This is a genomic window from Pararhizobium sp. DWP3-4 (assembly GCF_049898205.1).
GTDB lineage: Bacteria > Pseudomonadota > Alphaproteobacteria > Rhizobiales > Rhizobiaceae > Pararhizobium.
Map to the genome: position 1 here is coordinate 48,060 of NZ_JAFCXF010000014.1, position 16,435 is coordinate 64,494.

The 16,435-nt window shown below is 59.1% G+C and carries 13 protein-coding genes and 1 pseudogene; 3 read left to right on the plus strand and 11 right to left on the minus strand.

The genetic code is table 11. The annotated features are described in order from the left end of the window. Positions 1–31: 31 nt before the first annotated feature. From ACP7E6_RS25785 to ACP7E6_RS25795, 3 genes are read right to left on the minus strand one after another with little or no spacing between them, the layout of a single operon-like run. Positions 32–1,102 (minus strand): lipocalin-like domain-containing protein, encoded by a 1,071-nt coding sequence (locus tag ACP7E6_RS25785; RefSeq protein ID WP_426232542.1) that lies wholly within the window; start codon positions 1,100–1,102, stop codon positions 32–34. Further along, positions 1,092–3,497 (minus strand): ABC transporter permease, encoded by a 2,406-nt coding sequence (locus ACP7E6_RS25790; protein ID WP_426232543.1) that lies wholly within the window; start codon positions 3,495–3,497, stop codon positions 1,092–1,094. The genes ACP7E6_RS25785 and ACP7E6_RS25790 overlap by 11 nt, the downstream gene beginning before the upstream one ends. Beyond that, positions 3,494–4,153: an ABC transporter ATP-binding protein gene (locus tag ACP7E6_RS25795; protein WP_426232571.1), complete on the minus strand. Its 660-nt coding sequence runs from the start codon at positions 4,151–4,153 to the stop codon at positions 3,494–3,496. Before ACP7E6_RS25795 ends, ACP7E6_RS25790 begins: the two co-directional genes overlap by 4 nt. 257 nt (positions 4,154–4,410) lie before the next feature. On the opposite strand from ACP7E6_RS25795, the gene ACP7E6_RS25800 reads away from it, so the two are divergent. Both ACP7E6_RS25800 and ACP7E6_RS25805 read left to right on the plus strand, forming a co-directional pair. Continuing rightward, positions 4,411–4,641 carry a hypothetical protein gene (locus ACP7E6_RS25800; RefSeq protein WP_426232544.1) on the plus strand — a complete coding sequence of 77 codons (231 nt, stop codon included), beginning with the start codon at positions 4,411–4,413 and terminating at the stop codon, positions 4,639–4,641. 46 nt (positions 4,642–4,687) lie between these two features. Beyond that, a pseudogene (locus ACP7E6_RS25805) lies at positions 4,688–5,178 on the plus strand (cupin). Between the two features lie 1,265 nt (positions 5,179–6,443). On the opposite strand, the gene ACP7E6_RS25810 reads toward ACP7E6_RS25805, so the two are convergent. Further along, positions 6,444–6,836 (minus strand): GFA family protein, encoded by a 393-nt coding sequence (locus ACP7E6_RS25810; protein ID WP_426232545.1) that lies wholly within the window; start codon positions 6,834–6,836, stop codon positions 6,444–6,446. Positions 6,837–6,905: 69 nt separating this feature from the next. Beyond that, the gene (locus tag ACP7E6_RS25815) at positions 6,906–8,243 is read right to left on the minus strand and encodes an aspartate aminotransferase family protein (protein ID WP_426232546.1); all 1,338 of its coding nucleotides are present in this window, start codon (positions 8,241–8,243) and stop codon (positions 6,906–6,908) included. Positions 8,244–8,386: 143 nt separating this feature from the next. Here ACP7E6_RS25815 and ACP7E6_RS25820 point away from each other — a divergent pair, with 143 nt between their 5' ends. Further along, positions 8,387–8,935, plus strand: a complete 549-nt coding sequence (locus ACP7E6_RS25820) for a cupin domain-containing protein (RefSeq protein ID WP_426232547.1) — start codon at positions 8,387–8,389, stop codon at positions 8,933–8,935. Positions 8,936–8,956: 21 nt separating this feature from the next. Here the strand turns inward: ACP7E6_RS25820 and ACP7E6_RS25825 are convergent, their stop codons facing one another. The 6 genes from ACP7E6_RS25825 to ACP7E6_RS25850 form a co-directional block, all read right to left on the minus strand. After that, the gene (locus tag ACP7E6_RS25825; RefSeq protein WP_426232548.1) at positions 8,957–10,399 is read right to left on the minus strand and encodes a M20 family metallopeptidase; all 1,443 of its coding nucleotides are present in this window, start codon (positions 10,397–10,399) and stop codon (positions 8,957–8,959) included. A gap of 123 nt (positions 10,400–10,522) precedes the next feature. After that, on the minus strand, positions 10,523–12,067 hold the full coding sequence (locus tag ACP7E6_RS25830; protein WP_426232549.1) for an ABC transporter substrate-binding protein: 1,545 nt from the start codon (positions 12,065–12,067) through the stop codon (positions 10,523–10,525). 25 nt (positions 12,068–12,092) lie between these two features. Further along, on the minus strand, positions 12,093–12,953 hold the full coding sequence (locus ACP7E6_RS25835) for a serine hydrolase (RefSeq protein ID WP_426232550.1): 861 nt from the start codon (positions 12,951–12,953) through the stop codon (positions 12,093–12,095). Between the two features lies 1 nt (position 12,954). Then, the gene (locus tag ACP7E6_RS25840) at positions 12,955–14,583 is read right to left on the minus strand and encodes an ABC transporter ATP-binding protein (protein ID WP_426232551.1); all 1,629 of its coding nucleotides are present in this window, start codon (positions 14,581–14,583) and stop codon (positions 12,955–12,957) included. Further along, on the minus strand, positions 14,580–15,398 hold the full coding sequence (locus ACP7E6_RS25845) for an ABC transporter permease (protein ID WP_426232552.1): 819 nt from the start codon (positions 15,396–15,398) through the stop codon (positions 14,580–14,582). Before ACP7E6_RS25845 ends, ACP7E6_RS25840 begins: the two co-directional genes overlap by 4 nt. Beyond that, positions 15,395–16,339, minus strand: a complete 945-nt coding sequence (locus ACP7E6_RS25850; protein WP_426232553.1) for an ABC transporter permease — start codon at positions 16,337–16,339, stop codon at positions 15,395–15,397. The genes ACP7E6_RS25845 and ACP7E6_RS25850 overlap by 4 nt, the downstream gene beginning before the upstream one ends. Positions 16,340–16,435 lie beyond the last annotated feature (96 nt).

Consider the following 16,435-nt stretch of genomic DNA (forward strand, 5'->3'; position numbering starts at 1 on the left):
GGGTATTTTCGATGCCAGCGACGAAAACGGGTCAGTATCCAGTCATCTCCAAGTACCCTATCCCCGTCGCGGTGCCATTAAACCAGATCGGACCTTCCCAATATGGCGTCGATGTCCGCATCCATGATTGATCGTTCAAAGCCTGCGTTGTGATATCTATGGATCTCGCGGGGATTTGAATGCGCCATCCCACTGGCATCTCGCGCCCTTCCACCTTTGCTTGGCGAATCGGGTCCAGTCGTATGTCTTCTTTTGAAATCGGGGTGGTCTTGCCATCCGCCGAAATCCAGTTTGCCGAGATGAACCCATCCGTGTCGTCGCGAAGTCTGAACGCCATCAGTTTGTCCCCTGTGTCGAAGTGCAGAGAAAACCAATCCCAGCCGGTCTGGTTTTCCGCCAATGGCTGAGAAGACCACTCTCGGTCAAGCCACGCCTTGCCGCTCACTTGGACGTCAGAACCAGCAACGTTGATTGTGCCAGAAACCCGGTAGAAGGGCTGCGAGTAGTAGTAAGACGCCTGCCCGCTCGCCGATTTGACGGAGAATCCGCGATCGCCCTGAAGCACCAAGGGACCGGTTGCCTTCAGATTCAAGCTGTAATTGAAATCGCCCCCGTTTGCGGTGACAGCAAGGTCGTTGAGTTGGTCTCGTGCCGTCTTGTTCACCGCCGCCAACCGCCAATCGTCGATCCAGGCCTCGAACGGCGATGCGACTACATCCGCCTGCCCGACCCCACCCCTGCCAAGGCGTTCTGCGACGTAATGGTGGTCGTCCGTGGTGATGGCCGCATGTCCTATCCAAATTTGCGGATCAGCGAACCCTTGATTGACGCCCGGTGCCAAAGCGGACCGGAACAAGGTCCACTGCGCTCCATAGTGCTTGCCATCCTCATCTTGAAGATTAGCCGTCACATACCACCACTCAATCCGGTAATCAGGGTGAGCCCCGTGATCGACCGGGAATGATAACGCTGATCCCGTATGTGGAATGGCGAAACCCTTCGCGTCCGAGCCGAGCCCTGCAAATCCTTGGGTCTGGGTCTGTCCCGCTGAGGCGGTCAACAGTAGCGCCGCGAAGATCCACATCACCATTTTAGCGCTCATTGGCGAATATCCTGAGCAAATCGGCTGGGTTGATGGTGGCTAGGCGTCGAACCGGCACCAGAACAGATAAAATCGCGGCCACTAGAGCAACAGCTCCTAACCATAGCCAGTCGAGAGGAAACACGGTCATCGGCAAACGCCATCCAAACGCCTCGACATTGACGATGGCCAACAGCACCCACGCCAGACCAAGACCGACTGGGATGGCAGCGACATACGTGGCAAGCCAGAGAGCTAAAGTGCGAGCGACCTCATAAAGCGCAAGATGCCGCCGCCTAATACCCATCGCCCACACAGGCGCAAGCTGAGGCAACCTTATACCCGAGAGTGTCAGAAGACTCGAAAACATCGCGAACCCCGCCACCGCAAGCGTCAGAACATTGAGCGCTCCCGTGACGGCGAAGGTTTGCTCAAAAACCGCCCGCGACTGTGCTTTTAGCGAGTTCTGATCGACAATGGAGGTTTCGGGCAGACCGAACTGGGTCACGAGCTGCTGCTTGAGTTTCGGAGCGCTTTCCGGCGGCACGCGAATGCCGTAGCGGAGTTTGGAAACATCGGGGTAATGGGCAACCAACGCATCTATCCCAATTATGACCTGTCCTTTAGGATTTCCGTAGTCGGAATAGATTCCCACGACTGTTGCGTCCCACCCGCCCGGCATCGCGATGGTCTGCCCCGGCTTCGCCGCGCCGCGTCGCCACATCTGCTCGTTGATCAGCGCTCCTTTACCAGAAGACACCTCATCCCAGGCGTCTTTGTCAGCGACGACCAACGGCCAATTGTCTCGGTACGTCGGATCATCGGCCACCCCGAAAACCTGGAGCTGCTCGCCCAGAACATCCCCTTCGACACTCCAAATCGGCAAGATCGCGGTGGAGTGTTGCGGAAGCCATTCGCGCAAACGCTTGGCCTCTTCCTCGTCTTTCGCAGTTACGTACAATTCGGCGGCCAATCTTTGATCCAGCCACCCAAGGAAGGTCAGCCGAAAGCTGGAAACCATTGTCCCGACGCCGATGTTTGCAGATAGGGCAAGCAAGAGTGCCATGAGCGCAAGCGACAGCCCGGGGAGTTGCAAACGTGTGTCCGCCCAGAACCATTGGGTCAGGGCTGTGCGAGAGGTTCGTTCAGCGAGTGCGAGGCTGAGGGCTAGAAGCCCAGGCAACATAAGAGCACAACCAAGCAGCAGTGCTCCAAGGACGCCAAAACCCATCAAGAGCCCTGAGCCTGCAATCGCCAGGATCACGGCCAGCGCTAGGAGTGCGCCGCCTGCGGACGCTTGGTACGCAAGGGTTTTGGCGGACGCTCTCGCCCATTCACGCGGCTGGGCGGCAGCCAATATGGGAAGCGTCCAAACCCGCCACAGGCTTTGGACGGAAGATATAGCCGTCCCGCCGAGAGCAATAGCCAATCCCGCTACCCACCATTCCGGGCGTACCGAAAGGGAGCCTGGGACGCTCGCGCCATAAAGGCCTTTAAGGGTGGTCGCGACACCCGGCATGAGCGCAGATGCGATGAAATACCCCAGAACGATACCAAGAATACCAGAGATCAGTGCCAATGCCGCAAGCTCGATCACGAGCATTGCGGTCAGAGCCGGGAGCGAAACTCCCAGCGATCGCAACGTGCGGAAGGTTCCCCTCCGCTGCTCGAACGTTAGGCCGGTCGCCGAATACACGATGAAAAGTCCGACGATAAAAGAGAGGAACCCGAAAGCTGTTAAGTTGAGATGGAAGCTGTCGGTAAGCCGGGCGACATCTGACGTGTCTGAGGTCTCCCGCAGTGTGATCTCCGGAGCAACTTGGTCGATCGGCTTCAGTCCGGGACGCTGTTCGGACGCGACGACTAGCCGATTGATCTTTCCATGAGCTGCAAGCAACCTGTCAGCAACGGAGATATCTACGAAGGCGGCCTCATCGGGGACGTTCTCGGAGACTTTCAGCCGCATTTCCGTGGCGCTACGAAGCCTCTCGGCAGTGGCAGCTGAAACCACAAGCTGGCCGGGGCCGGACAGAAGGTCTGAGAAATCAGATCCATCCGTGATGGATGCCACCTGCCCCTCCCTCGGCATGCTGGTCGGGTCGATACCGATCAATTTGATCCTTAGATTTCCGAACCGATACGTGCCTTCAATAACCGGTGAGACATTCCAGCCCGCGCGACGAAGCTTGCCGTACGTCTGGATCGAAATCCCGTTGCCGTCCCTAGAAACGACTTGCCGAAGCGCCCCCTGCTCCAAAACGGATGCCGCCCGGGCGTAGCTTGCCCGGGCTTCGGCATTGATTGCCTGCACGCCAGACCACAGCGCGGTCGCGAGCGCGATCCCCATCACCAGTGTTAGCAGCTGAAGTGGCTTCCGTCGCCAATGTGAAAGCAGCGCCGCCAATGCAAAGGTCATTCGACGATCCTGCCGCCACGAAGGACGACCTGCCGGTCAAGGCGATCCGCGAGCCTCATTGAGTGCGTTACCAGCAGAAGAGCGGACCCGGCGTTCTTCGCTAATGAGACCATAAGATCGAGGACCGCGTCTCCAGTCGCCTCGTCCAGATTTCCTGTCGGCTCGTCAGCAAGAATGAGCGGTGGACGAGCTGCCAAGGTTCGACCAATCGCGACGCGTTGTTGTTGCCCGCCCGACAGTTGTTCGGGATAGCGGGCAAGATAGGCTGCCAAACCCAAGCGTTCCGTGAGGTCAACCTCCCACGCTGCATCATGACGTCCAGCAAGCTTGGCATGAAATGAGATGTTGGAGGCAACGTTTAACGACGGGATCAGGTTGAACTGTTGAAAGACGAGACCGACCTGAGTTCGACGGTAGTTGGCTCTTTCCCGCTCACCGAATTGAGCAAGGTCCTGTCCCTGCATAAGAACAGAGCCACCGTCCGCATGATCAAGACCACCGGCTAGATGGAGCAGCGTACTTTTGCCGCTTCCGGATTCACCGGTCAACGCGACGCTCTCGCCAGCTCCAACGTCGAGATCGATGCCCTTTAGGATCTCTATGACCCCCTCGGCGGTTGTATAGGACTTTCGAACGGCGGTCATGGATAGGGTCATAAATCTCGTATCGTCTTTTTGAGCCGCGAAATCGGCCAAATCTGATCGCTTCGTGCCCGTTTTAATCAACCTTTGGCAGTGGCGTTGTTCCCACCGCTCCCGCCGAGAACGTGACAGCAAATCGAGGGTACCTAGCCTCTGTAGTGCCTTAAATGCCAGCCCGCATCATGCTTAAGGGGAAGTAATACGGAACTCATTTGTGATCGGTTCGTTGTGTCGCGAACAGCTGGCTGCAAGTTTGAACATAGGAGCTTAGTTTGGAAAACCAATCGAAAAGTCTGGCCGACGAATACCGGCGCCTTGGTGGCCGCCGCGTCGCCGTGATCGACGACAATCTCGGCTCGACGCGGGACTGGGAAAACGACCCACCCGAAGCCGCCGATTTCTGGGAGAAGCGCATAGCTTCTCTATCAGATCGTGAGAAGAGGGACGTCGAGACGTTTCTCCCGTCGCTGAATGACATTAACGGCGACGCTGCCGACAAATGACGAGGACAGCTTTCGGCAAGCTGCATGGCTCGAAAGGAGGGTATGTATGAAACAGGAACAGATCCTTTTCCCCCCCAGCGCCTGGGTTCCAAACAATCAGCGGCTCGCAGTTCTCCTCTATAGCGACGCCCTGCCCAACAATGGCTCGTCAAAAGATTTTGAAACCATGTTCGCCGCGAACGGATGGACCGGTATCTGGAGAAACGGTGTTTTTGACTATCAGCATTACCACTCCGGCGCACACGAAGTGCTGGGCGTCGGCCGTGGCTCTGCCACTCTCCTAATCGGAGGTCCGGGAGGCCAGTCAATAGAAGCCGGCACCGGCGACTGCCTGATACTGCCAGCGGGAACGGGACACCAGAACTTGGGCTGCTCTCCAGACTTCGAGGTCGTCGGCGCTTATCCTGTCGGACAACAGGCTGACATCCAGACGTCAGCGCCTCTAGCGAGATGAAGGCACGAATATCGTCGCTGCCGATCCCTAAGATAGACCCGGTGCAAGGGGCAAAAGGATATCTTATTGAATGTTGGCGGTAGCCGACCTCGTAGAGATTGAGAACGTTTCGCCAATGCTCAATAGGAGCGGAATGTTGCTGTGCCATCCGTGGCCGACGAAGACTCAAAAATGCAATTGTTCAGCGCAGGCCGATTGAATTATCCCGCTTACGCTGGCCGGATTTTCAGAGAACCATATCTGTATCGCATCATTCCGGTTCATTCATCTATGCAATCACTTGACGAACCTATTTCGGGGCCACAACACGATAACGAATTCTACGGCTCGTTAAGGGAGAACGCCGAAGACGAGCTGGGCGAGACGCATTCGCCCGATATCGCGACACAACAGCGGTGGTTCTGCAAGCTCTACATCTCCCGTTTGGTAGAAGATTTCGCTGTCCCGCAAAGGACAGCTAGGCTCTTAGACCAGAGAAAAAATTGAGGCCACTTACGCCGATGTTCTAATCGCTATCTCCTCTTTCCTTGCCAACTCACCTTCACCCCAAAATCCGATAAATTTCGCTGCGATTGCTGACAAGGAGCCGCGCTGAAAGCTATGATTGCGGCCCAGCGCCGTTGCATTAAGCTGTTTCGCATTCAATTTGAAAAACGAATTCGTTCGTTGATCAGGTGACTTTGCTGGAGTTGCGCTTATTTTCAAGGCTCAGTGCAATCCTCGCTGGCTCATATTTGAAACGGAGCAAGTCATAGCGGCGTCCGCTTCGCTACATTCAGAAGCGGCGCAGAAATGAGTGCGAACGACCGACGCGCTGTACGTTTCCCGAGGCTGATAGATGCTGGTTCCGCGGCACACTTTGGTATCTTCGTCAAAATATTAGGCGTGATATCCACCGCGGCCGTCTAGCACATTTGCAGCAAGGATCGAGTTGACTTGGAGTTGGAGGAGTTTTGCTTCGGCAAACACGAGGTTACCGACCGTAGATTGGTGACTGGCTACGCCACCGAGTGACTAAAGCCAGGTCAAGCGGATCGCGGACAATATAGGTTTGTTATCAGTCCAGAGCTTACAGCGTTCACGATCACAGAAAGATTATAGCGAACGCGTCCATCCGGCACCTCCCTGAGCCTATCTGCAAATTGGCCGTGCGGCAGGCCGAGCTATTCCTCGTCGGCAACCTGCATTTTACCACCCGCCACTTGGCCGCGACGGAGCCATTTCGCGAGCGACGGTGCTTGAGCATTTCGTTGAGGGTTTCCGTAAGGCTGGGCTTCCGGAGTGACGCGCCGTTGACCTCTGACAGTTCTGTTACCCGATAACGGCATCTTCGCGCTGATCCTGTGACCTACGCCTCATAGCGGCTCGTGTCATCGCGATCGCGATTGTATCCTTTCACGAGCGGAAATTGCGGCAGCCAGGATTCGCGGCGGGAAGTCCAGAGCTCGTAGGTCGGCATCAGTTGGTCTGGGGCATCCAAGGATCCGAGGTTCACTTCGATTTCGTCGGCGCTGCGTGCAAAAACGGGAGAGCCACAGCGGGGGCAAAAAAACCGCCCGGCATAGTCGCGCGTTTCGCCCTCGATCGTCACCGCATCCTCAGGGAAGATTGCGGAAGCGTGAAAAAGGGCGCCATGATGCTTGCGGCAGTCGAGACAGTGACAAAGGCCGACCCGGTATGGGGAGCCGGCCGCCACAAAGCGGACCTCGCCGCACAGGCAACCGCCGGTCAATCGGTCCATGCCATGTTTCCTCCGAATTTGGCGCCCGGCATGTTTTTGATTAACAGCCGAACGCCTCAATCATACGGACTACTGCACCAGCTTCAAGGCATCACCGAGCATCGAGACGATGTCCTCGATATGGGATTTCTCAGCTATCAGCGGCGGCGAGAAGGCTATGATGTCGCCGGTGACGCGGATCAGCAGGCCCCGTTCGAAGCAATCGACGAAGACATCGTAAGCGCGCGCACCGGGCGCGCCGTCGCGGGGGGCTAGCTCGATGCCGGCGATCAGGCCGATCGTGCGAATATCGGTGACATGCGGCAGGCCTTTGAGCGAATGCATTGCATCATGCCAATCGTCCTGCAGCTCGGCTGCCCGTGTCAAGAGACCTTCGTCGCGGTAAATATCGAGCGTCGCGATACCCGCGGCGCAGGCTGCCGGATGGCCGGAATAGGTGTAGCCGTGGAACAGCTCGATCTGGCCGTCCGGCCCATGCATCAGCGCGTCGTGCACCTTGCGGCTGGTAAACACGGCACCCATCGGAATCGCGCCGTTGGTCAGGCCCTTCGCCGTGGTGACGAGATCCGGTGTCACGCCGAAATAATCGGTGGCAAACGGCGCGCCGAGGCGGCCGAAACCGGTGATGACCTCATCGAATATCAACAGGATGCCGTGGGTCGAGCAGATCTTGCGCAGCCGCTCAAGATAGCCCTTTGGCGGGATCAGTACGCCGGTTGAACCAGCGACGGGTTCGACAATGCAGGCCGCGATGGTTTCGGCGCCATGCAGGGCGACCAGTCTTTCCAGATCATCGGCAAGCTCGGCGCCGTGCTCGGGCTGGCCTTTGACAAAGGCGTTCTTTGCAAGATCATGCGTATGGCGCAGATGGTCCGTGCCGGGAATGAGCGGAAAGACCCGGCGATTGTTGACGAGGCCACCAACGGAAATGCCGCCGAAACCGACGCCATGATAGCCGCGCTCCCGGCCGATCAGCCGTGTGCGTGTGCCCTGCCCGATCGACCGCTGGTAGGCGACAGCGATCTTGAGGGCGGTATCGACGGATTCCGAGCCGGAGCCTGTGAAGAACACGCGGTCGAGCTTTTCGCCCTTACCGCCCGGCGCGATTTCGGCCAGCCGCTCGGCAAAATCAAAGGCGATCGGATGGCCCATCTGGAAGGACGGTGCGAAATCCAGCGTCAGCAGCTGGCGCTCGACCGCTGACGCGATCTGGCGGCGGCCATGACCCGCATTGACGCACCAGAGGCCGGCGGTGCCATCAAGGATCTTGCGTCCATCGACGCTGGTATAATGCATGCCCTCTGCCGAGGCGAGCAGGCGCGGCGCCGCCTTGAATTGCCGGTTGGCGGTAAACGGCATCCAGTAGCTGTCGAGTACCGGGGTGTTTGGTTTGCTGTGCTGGTTCATGGCGACCTCCTGTGAGACCACGATGACGCCACGATTTCAAATGCCGAAACAAGTCCTTTTCTGATCTTTCATAAGCTATTGAAAATGCTTGCCGTGAAATGTGATAGTTGCGATATTTCGAACATGAGAAACGGAGGATGGGCATGTCTGTCGATATCGGAAACCGGTTGCGCCATGTGCGCCTGCTCAACAATTTGTCGCAGCGGGAACTGGCGAAGCGGTCGGGCGTGACGAACTCAACGATTTCGCTGATCGAATCCAATTCCTCCAATCCCTCCGTCGGTGCGCTGAAGCGCATCCTCGACGGCATTCCGATCGGGCTCGCGGAGTTTTTTGCCTTTGAGCCGGACCGCCCGAAGAAGGCTTTCTATCGGGGCGACGAACTCGTCGAAATCGGCAAGGGGCCAATATCCTACCGGCAGATCGGCGATAATCTGTTCGGCCGCAGCCTGCAAATCCTCAAGGAATGTTATCAGCCCGGCGCGGACACCGGCAAAGTGCCGCTGGTGCATGACGGCGAGGAAGGCGGCATCATCCTGTCCGGGCGGCTGGAAGTCACTGTCGATGATGAACGCCGGTTCCTTGGGCCGGGCGATGCTTATTATTTCGAAAGCCGCCGCCCGCACCGATTCCGCTGCGTCGGGCCGGTGGCTTGTGAAATCATCAGCGCCTGCACGCCGCCGACCTTCTGATCGGCGGGTACGGCGGTTGGCTCAGTGCTGTCCCGGTTTGACGTCTGCCGGGATCGGGCAGACATAGGGCTGGCCGTCCATCTTGTCGTTCCACTCGGCCCTTGCCTCGTAACGCAGCTTTTCCGACGTTGCCAGATCAAGGCCGGTGGCTGCTAAAACCTTTGCCGCATGCACCATCGCCTTGTGCGCAGCCGGGCTGCGGCCCTGCGCCACCACCTGCCATGTGTGCGGATTGGTGCCGATCGCCCAGGTCGGCGCCCAGCATTGCGCCGTCGGCGTCACCCGGCTGACATCCCCGACATCGGTCGAACCCGCGCGAAAATGCGACTGGCCTTCGAAGGCACGCAAGCCCAGATGCAGCGCCGTTGAGCCGTCGATCTTTTCGTTGGAAAAGACGTCACCCTTGATCTGGTACAGGCGGATGCTGCTTTTGACCGCTTCGTCGGTAAAGGTCGCCTGGATCTTTTTTGCAAAGGCGATATCATCGTCATCGAACGGCACGGGCCCGAGCGCAACCATGTTGTCATGGATAGCGTTTTCGAGCGTCAGATTGGGCAGCAGGTTGGTCGAGGCAGTATCGAAGATGGTCTCGACTTCGGTTTCCGTCATTGTGGCAGCACCCTGCGCCACCTTGCCCACCCGCTCGGCCAGAGCCAGCGCCTGCGCCATGTCCGGCGCACGGATCAGGTACAGCACTTCGGCCTTGGCCTGCACCACATTCGCCGCGCGGCCGCCTGCGTCGGTAATGGCATAATGGACGCGGCAATCCTGCGGCATGTGCTCGCGCAGAAAATTGACGCCGACATTCATCAATTCCACCGCATCAAGGGCGGAACGGCCGAGATGGGCGCTGTTGGCAGCGTGCGCGGCCACGCCCTTGAACCGGTAAAAGGTTTCGAGCACCGCCAGATTGTTGGTCGAGCGCACCCCGTTAAACGGGGCTGGGTGCCAGGTGAGTGCTGCATCGACATCGTCGAAGGCGCCGGCGCGCACCATGAATGTCTTGCCAGAACCGCCCTCTTCTCCCGGGCAGCCATAATAGCGAACGGTGCCCGGCAGACCTTCGGCCTTCAAGTGTATGGCAAGCGAGATTGCTGCGAGCAACGAGCCGGCGCCGAGCAGATTATGACCGCAGCCATGGCCTGTGCCATCCGGCGACACGGCCTGCGGAGTGTCGACACCCGCGATCTGGCTCATGCCAGCCAGTGCATCGAATTCGCCGATAAAGGCGATGACAGGCTTGCCGCTGCCAAACTCGCCGATGAACGCCGTTTCCATATCCGCGACGTTTCTCCGCACGGAAAAGCCGTTCTGCTCCAACATCGCGATCAACAGCGCTGCCGACCGGTGTTCATCGAATTTCAGTTCGGCGAAGTCCCAGATTTGATCGCTGAGCGCTGTAAACTGCGGCGCCATGGCATCGATGGCAGTCGCCAGAGAAAGCAGGGAAGATTTGTCGGGCATGCGTATCCTCGCGTCGGCGCATTTCGGCGTCGGAAATCCGGGGCGGCGGAGGGGTCTCCGCCGGCTGCGTTCATATTCAAAAAGGAAAGACACGCCGCCAGAGCGGCGTGGTTCGCTTAAGGCTTACTTGTCGAGTGACACTTCCCAGAGGCGGGCATTGGACTGCCAGACCGGCTGGCCCTTCAGTGTCTTGGTGGCGCCCCAGACATCGACCATGTCGTAGAGGAAGATGCCGGGCATTTCCTGCAGCATCAGTTCATGGAACTCGTCGAAGATCGCCTGGCGTTTCTTCGGGTCGATCTCGGCATAGGCAGCCTTCATCAGTTCGCGCGCCTTCGGATCGTCCCACATCAGCGAGGCGTTCTTGTCCTTGTCGCCGACATAGAAGCTGTACATCAGCGCCGGGTCGAGACGCGGCGTAACGGACTGCGAAATGATCTGGTAGTTGCCAGAGCGGCGGCGATCGACCTGTGTGGCATAATCGAGCACCTCGATCTGCACGTTGAGCCCGATCTGCTGCAGCATCGCCTGCGCCATCACGGCTGCCGGGAAGCTGGGTACGTTGCCGCGCTTGTTGGCGATGATGCTGATCGGTTCACCTTTGTAACCGGACGCCTCAAGTTCTTTTTTCGCCGCTTCAAGATCATAGGGCAGACGCTTCTTCTGGACGTCGCTGTAGTAGACGGAATCAGACGAGATCATCGAACCGTTCGCTTCGCCCGTGCCGTTCGATGCCGCGGCGACCAGCTGGTCGAGATCGAGCGCCTGTGCCATGGCCCGGCGGATCGCAGGTTTGCTGAGCACCGGATCACGGGTCTGGATGTAGAACAGGTTCTTGCCGTTGTTGCGGGCAATGATCAACTGGGTGGTTTCGCTGTCCTTGAATTCCGGAATGAGATCCGGCGAGATTTCAGCGGTGTCCAATACGCCGGATTGCAGACCAGCCTTAACGGTCGAGGCATCCGGAATGACCATGAACTTGATGCCATCGACCAGCGGCCGCTTCGATCCAACGACGCCATCCGGCTTGCCGTCATTCTTCGGCGAGATATAACCGTCGAACTTGGCAAGGTGCAGATATTCGCCCTTCTTCCACACGTCCCACTGGAATGGGCCGGTGCCGATCGGCTTATCGAACGTGCCGTCAGCAGCAACGGATTCGGGCGAGATTATGCCGGTATAGCCGCATTCGGGGCGCGACATCAGGCCGAGGAAAACGGCGGATGGCTTTTCGAGCGTCATCGTCACGGTCGAGGCATCAACGGCCTTGATCCCGGTGACATGGGTGGCGCCATTGCCGTCGAAATCCTTGAGGCAGGTCCATTTGGTAGCCGGATCCATGTAGCGGTTCCAGTTCCAGACGACGTCTTCCGCCGTCAGGGGCTTGCCGTTGTGAAACTTCACATCGTTGCGCAGCTTGAATGTGTAGCTCAGGCCATCCGGCGCCATATCGACGCTTTCTGCCAGGAGCGGCTTGACCTCGCCATTGTTGGCATAACCGACGAGGCCTTCGACGATATGAAGGATGATGCTGTCGGTATTGCCGTCGCGGTTGACGCCGGGATTGTTGCTGCGCAGATCGGAGCTTTGCGCCACGACGATATCGCGGGCTGCGGCGGTACCGGCGAGTGCTGCCAGCATGGTGCCGGCCAGGAGAATTGTCTTCATTGTTCTACCCTCTTTTTTGATTTGGTTATGACTGGAATTCATCCCAGCAGGCGCGCGACAGCCTGCCGATGGTTTCAAGTGACATCGTGTATCCGGGCGTTCCGTCCGGCATCGCCTGCGGCACCTGGTCGGTATAGGCGGCGATGATGTAGAACGGCGAACCGTTGCGGTAGACGATGCCTGCGTCCATGCGGCCGCGCTTGCCGCGTCCGCCCTTGCTGGCGACCTTGGTTTCGAATGGCAGGCGCGAATGAATGCCGTAGCGCAGCACCTGGCTCTTCAACGTCTGCAGAGCAAATTGGCAAAGCTCCATCGGGCAACCGAGCTTGGCGGCGGTAGCACTCAAGGTCTGCGCATCGAGAATGGTCTGCAACAGCATGACCTGATCGTTTGCCGTCGTCGTCGTCACCGCACCGAGCGCATGATCCGGCGACAGTGCCAGAGGCGGGATGAGGAAGCGGTGATGGGTGCCGTTCATGCCGATCGACTTGCAGTAGAGATCGACTTCTTCCAGCGTCAGCCGCTCGAACACCATCTTGGTGCAGACATTGTCGCTCAGAACCATCATGCCGGTGATCGCATCGCGCAGCGAGATGACGATGCCGGGCGTCAAATAACGGAAGATGCCGCTTGCGACTTCGTCCGCAAAGCGCGCTTCGTAGACGATTTGCTCATCGAAATCGAGACGGCCTTCGCCGATGGCCTTGAGTGCGGCCATCATGATCGATGTCTTGCGCGTGCTGGCGGACGGGGTTTCCTCGTCGGCGCCGCGCCCAAACGTTTCGCCGGTCAGCAGATTGCGGACGCAGTAGCGGGTGACGAAGGATTGCGCGTCGCAGATCGCGTTCAGCCGCTCGGCCACCTTGCTCGAAGTTGTCGTGTTCATATCAGGCCTCCAGACGCCATTTCAGTTTGACCCCACCGGTCTCGTTGAGATCGAGCGCGGGGATGGCCGAGAGAAGGCGCCGCGTATAGGCCTCCTTCGGCTTGTCGAAGATCGTGTTGCGGTCGCCCTGTTCGATGATGCGGCCGTCCTGCATGACGATGACGCGGTCGGCCACCTGCTCGACGACGCCGAGATCGTGGCTGATGAACAGGCAGGAGAAGCCGTAACGCTTCTGCAGATCGGAAAAGAGCGTCAGCACCTGAGCCCGGACGGTGACGTCGAGCGCTGAGACCGGCTCGTCGGCGATCAGGAATTTCGGCCGCCGGGCAATGGCGCGGGCAATCGCCACGCGCTGGCGTTGGCCGCCGGACAGTTCGTGCGGATAGCGCAGGGCATATTCGGTACCGAGCCCGACTTCCTCCAGCGTTTCATAGGCCCGCTTCGTCTTGGCAGCCCGGTCAATACCCGGCACCAGCCGCAAGGCTTCCTCGACCAGCGAAAGGATCGTCATGCGCGGATCGAGCGACGAATAGGGATCCTGGAAGACCATCTGGCAGTTCAGCCGGTAGTCGCGCCAATCCGCTGACCGTTCACGGCCCTGAAACAGAATGTCCCCCGAGCTCTGGTTGACAAGCCCGGCGATGGTGCGGCCAAGCGTGGTCTTGCCCGAGCCGGAGCCGCCGACCAGTGCCACCACTTCGCCGGCATGGATATCGACGCTGACGCCGTGCAGCGCCCGTTTCGGCGTGCCCTTCTTGAACAGCGATTTGCGGCCGGGGTAATCGACAACAATATTGCGTGCCGAAATCATCGGAGCCGAGATCGTGTCAATGGTGCGGACCTCGCCACGGATCGGCAGCGATGAAAGCAGTTTTCGCGTATACGGATGATGCGGCTTTTCGAGGATCTGCTCGGTCGTTCCCTGTTCGACCAGCGAGCCCTTTTCCATCACCACGATGCGGCTGGTATAGCGCGCCACCATCGGCAGATCGTGGCTGATCAGGAGGACGGCAGTGCCTTCGGCCTTGGTCAACTCGACCATCAGCTCCATGACGTCGCGCTGGATGACAGCGTCGAGCGCCGTCGTCGGTTCGTCGGCGATCAACAGTGCCGGCTTCAGCAGCATGACCGAGGCCAGCATGATGCGTTGCCGCATGCCGCCGGAAAACTCGTGCGGATAAGCGGAAAGCGCGCCGTCCGGGTCACGGATACCGACGCGCTGGAGCATGACAAGAATGCGCTCGCGCCGCGTGGCCGGCCGCATGTTTGTGTGAAGCGTCAGCCCCTCCTCCAGCTGCCGGCCGATGGTCATCGACGGATTGAGCGAGGTCATTGGTTCCTGGAAGACCAGTCCGATTTCCGCGCCGCGCAATTCGCGAAGCCCGGCTTCGCTCATCGATAGGACGTCGCGCCCCTTGAAGACCACCTGCCCGCCCGTCACCTTAATGGCCGGTGGCAGAAGCGAAATGATCGCCCGCGTCGCCAATGATTTGCCGGAGCCGCTTTCGCCGACGATGCCGAAAATCTCGCCGGGCTCGATGTCAAAGCTGACCTTCTTCACCACCTCGACGCCGCGCTGGGCGACCTCGAGCGAGAGGTCCCGTACGCTGAGAAGTCTTTCCTGTGTCATTTCAGACCTCGCATGCGGGGATCGAGCTTGTCGCGGAGCGCGTCGCCGAGAAGATTGATGCCAAGCAGCGTCAGCGCGATGCAGAGACCGGGGAAGAGACCAAGCCAGACGGCCTGCTCGATGAAGGGGCGCCCGGCCGCAAGCATGTTGCCCCAGGTGGGCGCCGGTGGCGGTACGCCGAGGCCAAGGAAGCTCAGGGCGCTCTCCGACAGGATCGCCCAGCCGAACATCGACGTCGACAGGACGGTGATCGGCGCCAGGCAATTGGGCAGGATGTGCCGCAGCATCGTGAAGACTTCGCTGTTGCCCATGATCTTCGAGGCTTCGATGAATTCGCGTTCGCGCAGGGATAACACGCCGCCACGAACGACACGCGCCATTGACGGCGTGTAGGCAATGCCGAGTGCAAAGATGATGCCGTACTGGTTTGCCCCGAACACGGCGAGCAGACCGAGCGCCAGCAGAATGCCCGGAAAGGCCAGAAGCGCATTGTTGACGGCCATGATCACGGCATCGACCCAGCCGCGCGCATAACCACTGACCAGACCGATCAGCGTGCCGGCGATCGCAGCAAGCGAGACCGTGAGCGCCCCGATCCAGACACTGGCGCGGGCGCCGACGATGATGCGGCTCAGCACGTCGCGGCCGAACTCGTCGGTTCCGAGCCAATGCTCTGCACTGGGCGCTGCCAGGCGGGCGGTGAAGCTCAGCTTCATCGGATCGTACGGCGTCCAGAAGAGACCGAGCACTGCGACAATAAGCAGGAGAGCAATGAGAACGCCGCCAATGAGGGCGTTGAATGTATAGTTTTTCATTCGGCTACCACGCGCGGATCGAAGAGGGGATAGAGCAGGTCGACGATCAGGTTGACGAGCACGTAGGACAGCGCAACAAACAGCAGGCAGCCCTGGATGACCGGGTAATCGCGCTGGAAGATGGCATCGACCATCAGCCGGCCAAGGCCGGGAATGGTGAAGACCGTTTCGATGACGGCGATGCCGCCCAGCAGATTGCCGAGGATCAGGCCGATCATCGTCCAGGTCGGACCAAAAGCGTTCTTGAAGGCGTGCTTCCAAAGAACAGCACTTTCGGACAGGCCCTTTGCCCGTGCATGGGTGATGTAATCAAGCCTCAGCACTTCCAGGGTCGAGGCACGTGCCATGCGGATTAGCACGCCCATCTCGTGGATGACCAGCGTCATCACCGGTAGAACCAGATACAGCAGGCCGCCGACGAGATTGTCGCCGATCGAAACGTAACCGAGCACCGGCAGCCAGCCGAGCTGCAGCCCGAAGAACAGAAGCAGCAATAGACCGAGCCAGAATGTCGGGATCGACAAAAGCACGGTCGCGGTGCCGACAAGTGCAAGATCGGTCAGGCTGTTTTGCCGCCAGGCCGCAATGACTCCGGCGGGAACGGCGATCAGGCTGGCCAAAAGCACGGCGACAAGCACAATCTGGGCGCTAACGGCAAAATGCGAAACGACGAGTTGCCGGACCGGCTCGCCGCTGACGATCGACCGGCCGAAATCACCGGTCAGCACATTGCCGCCCCAGATCAGGAATTGTTCGGGCATCGACTTGTCGAGGCCGAGCTCGGAGCGCATTTCGGCGATCTGCTCGGGCTGCGCCATATCGCCCAGCATCAACGCGGCGGGATCGCCGGGAATGAAGCGGATCAGCGCGAACACCGTGATCGAAACGATCACGACTGTCGGCAACGCCATCAGCAGGCGGTTCAAAATAAATCTGAGCATCGGTTCCCCTGAACACGATTGGATGCGGGATCGCTACCGTTGGCCGGCTTGTTTATGACCGAACTATGATGGTTTTGCTAAATATGCGCAATATTA